This is a genomic window from Nonomuraea sp. NPDC001684, assembly GCF_053596515.1.
This window is the reverse complement of the sequence record NZ_JBSFGJ010000731.1, coordinates 1-2,930: the sequence shown is the minus strand read 5'-3', so window position 1 is coordinate 2,930 and position 2,930 is coordinate 1. Positions and strand designations below refer to the sequence as shown.

At 76.1% G+C, this 2,930-nt stretch carries 2 protein-coding genes and 1 pseudogene; all 3 read left to right on the top strand.

The window, feature by feature from the left end; translation table 11 throughout:
• Positions 1-240: pseudogene (locus ACWCSD_RS50850) on the top strand (polyprenyl synthetase family protein); the annotation flags it as partial.
• Positions 241-292: 52 nt separating this feature from the next.
• The gene (locus tag ACWCSD_RS50845) at positions 293-1,231 is read left to right on the top strand and encodes a terpene synthase family protein (protein ID WP_449926789.1); all 939 of its coding nucleotides are present in this window, start codon (positions 293-295) and stop codon (positions 1,229-1,231) included.
• Positions 1,224-2,750, top strand: coding sequence for a prenyltransferase/squalene oxidase repeat-containing protein (locus tag ACWCSD_RS50840; protein ID WP_397162600.1), 1,527 nt, complete (start codon positions 1,224-1,226; stop codon positions 2,748-2,750). The genes ACWCSD_RS50845 and ACWCSD_RS50840 overlap by 8 nt, the downstream gene beginning before the upstream one ends.
• Positions 2,751-2,930 lie beyond the last annotated feature (180 nt).

Here is a 2,930-nt window from a genome sequence, read left to right as displayed (position 1 = left end):
GGCCAGCCGGGCGACTGGCTGGCCGAGGTGTACCGCCGCGACGATCCGCCCACCGCTGAGGAGATCGTGCTGATGGGCGACGTGATCGAGCGCGCCGGCGGCAGGCAGGCGGCCGAGCGCGAGGCCGAGTCACAGATCGACGCCGCCCTGGCCTGCGTGCAACGGGCCGGGCCGATGTCGGCCGCCGCTCGTGCCGAGTTCGCCCTGCTCGCTTCCTGGGCCGCCCGCCGTGACCGCTGACACCCCTGACACCCCTGACACCCTTGACGCCGCTGGCGCCGCTGGCGCGCACGTGCCGGACCCGCGCCTGTTCGGCCTGGCGGACCTGGAAGCGGGGCCGTTCGAGGCGCAGCGGTCGCTGAACGTCGTGGCCGCCGCCGACGCCGCGACCGCCGCCCTCGACACGATGGGCGTGTTGACCGGATGGGCCGAGCGGCACGGCCCGCCCTTCGACCCGGCCGTGATCCCCCTCTGCTGCCTGACGGCGGCCATCTGCACGCCCTGGCTCGACGCCGACGCCTGCCTGCTCCTGGCCGGGACGGCGGCCTGGCTGCTGGCCGTCGACGCCTGGTCGGACGCCCCCCGAGCCGTCCCGCACAGCGCCGACGACAGCGCCGACGACAGCGTCGAGGCCGGGGTCGCGCGCTGCCTGGCGGTCGTCGAGGGAGGCGACCCCGAGCCCGGCGACGCCCTGGCCGCTTCCCTCGCCGACCTGCGCGACCGCGTCACCGGGCCCGTCGCGGCCTGGTGGCGGCGCGCGGCCGTCGAGCACCTGCGCGGAACCCTCTTCGAACGGCGGGCCGCCGACGCGGTCGCCGCGGGCGGGCGGGCTCCCGGCGTCGAGGAGTACCTGCGGCACGCCCGCGGCAGCATCGGCCTGGCCATGCAGGCGACGGCGGCCTGGTCGGCGATGGACCCCGAGGACGTGCGCGCCTGGCTCCCGGCCCTGCGGCAACCGCTCCGCGACGCCTCGACGGCCGTACGGCTGGCCAACGACCTGCGCGGACATGACCGTGAACGGGCCGAGGGGACCGTGGACGCGCTCACCCTGGGCCTGTCGCAGGCGGAGGTCGCCGAGCGGCTGGCTCGCCATGTGGCCCGGTGCCGCGCGGGACTGCGTCCCCTCGCCGGGACCCCGGCCGCCGTCGCCCTGGACCGGATCATGACCTGGGGCATCCGCATGTACCAGCTGGCCGACGCGGGCCACACCTGGAAGGAAGAACATGCTTGAGCCGATCGCCGCCGACGACGTGCTGGCCAGCCTGACGGTCCGCCCGCTGGGGGAGAGCTCGCCGTCCTTCTACGACACCGGCCGGGTGACGACCCTGGCGCCCTGGCTGGCCGGCCGCGCGGACCGGCTCGCCTTCCTGCTGGACCACCAGCGGCCCGACGGGACCTGGGGCGGGACCGGCGGATACGCGCTCGTCCCGACGTTGAGCGCCACCGAGGCGCTGCTGACCCTCTCCCGCGAGGGCGGCGCGGGGGCGGGCCGGATCGCCGCCTCCGCCGCCCGGGGCCTGGCCGCGCTGCGAGCGCTGCTCGACGGCGGCGTCGCGCTCCCCGACCTCGTGGCCGCCGAGCTGATCGCCCCCGCGCTCGTCGCCGATCTGAACGCGCACCTCGACCGGCTCACCGCGGAGCCGATCACGGGCCTGGACGCGTGGGCCTCCGGCACGTTGCCCCTGCCCCGCGGCTCGGACCCCGGGACACTGGCACTCGCCCGCGAACGCCTGCGCGCGACCGGCGAGGTCACCGCCAAGTTGTGGCACTCGCTGGAGATCATGGGGCCGCTCGCCCGGCAGGCGCGCACGGTCAGGCCCGCCGGGGGCGCGGTCGGCTGCTCCCCGGCCGCCACGGCCGCCTGGCTCGGCACCCCGCCGATCGCCGAACCCGCCTCGATCTCCTTCCTGGAGTCGGCGGTCGCCGCGTACGGGGGAGCGCTGCCCGGCACCTACCCGCTCTACCGGTTCGAGCGGATCTGGGTGATCGGGGCGCTGATCGGCGCGGGTCTCGACGTACGCGTGCCGGAGCCGGTCATGGCCGATCTGGAGCAGAGCCTCGCGGCTGGCGCGATCGGCGGCGCCCCCGGGCTCCCGCCGGACGCCGACACGACCGGTGCGGGTCTGGCGACCCTGGCCAGGCGCGGCAGGCCGCTCGCCCCGGACCGCCTCTGGGAGTTCGAGCTCGAGGACCACTTCTGCTGCTGGCACGGTGAACGCACCGCGTCGCCGACGGCCAACGCGCACGTCCTGGAGGCGTTCGCCGAGTCTCCCGGTCGCGGCCCGCGGCACGAGGCGGCCGTTCGCAAGATCGCGCGATGGCTGGCGGGCGTCCAGCACGCCGACGGGTCGTGGACGGACAAATGGCACGCCTCGCCGTACTACGCGACCTCTCACTGCGCGCTGGCCCTCGACCTCGCCGCCGACGGCCGCGACGCGGTACGGCGGGCCGTGGACTGGACGCTGGACACCCAGAACGCCGACGGCTCGTGGGGCATCTGGGGCGGCACCAGCGAGGAGACCGCGTACGCCGTCAACGTGCTGCTGCGCACACGGCCGGGACGCGCCGACCCGCGCGGCCCCTCCGCCGCCGCGCGCGCCCGCCTGTTCCTCCGGCGGCAGGACCCCGACCGGCACCCGCCGCTGTGGCAGGCCAAGGAGCTCTACGCGCCCCTGGCCATCTGCCGTGCGGTACGGCTGGCGGCCCTGCGGCTGCTCGACACTGCCTGCGACGGCGACCGTCCGTCCTGAACGCCGGCCGGTCCCGCCGTCCTTGTGAGCCGTTCGAGGCGATCAGCGAACGGTTGGCGAGACTCGCCGCCCCGCAGGACCCCTTCCACATGTCACCGCAAGCGGACCACATGTCCTCGCCGCCGTTGGTGATGCCGACCGTCTTCGCGCCGCAGTCCTTGGCCCAGGCCAGGGTCTCGA

Coding starts and splice junctions, on each gene's coding strand:
- ACWCSD_RS50840 (WP_397162600.1), top strand. CDS start 1,224: ATGCTTGAGCCGATCGCCGCCGACGACGTGCTGGCCAGCCTGACGGTC.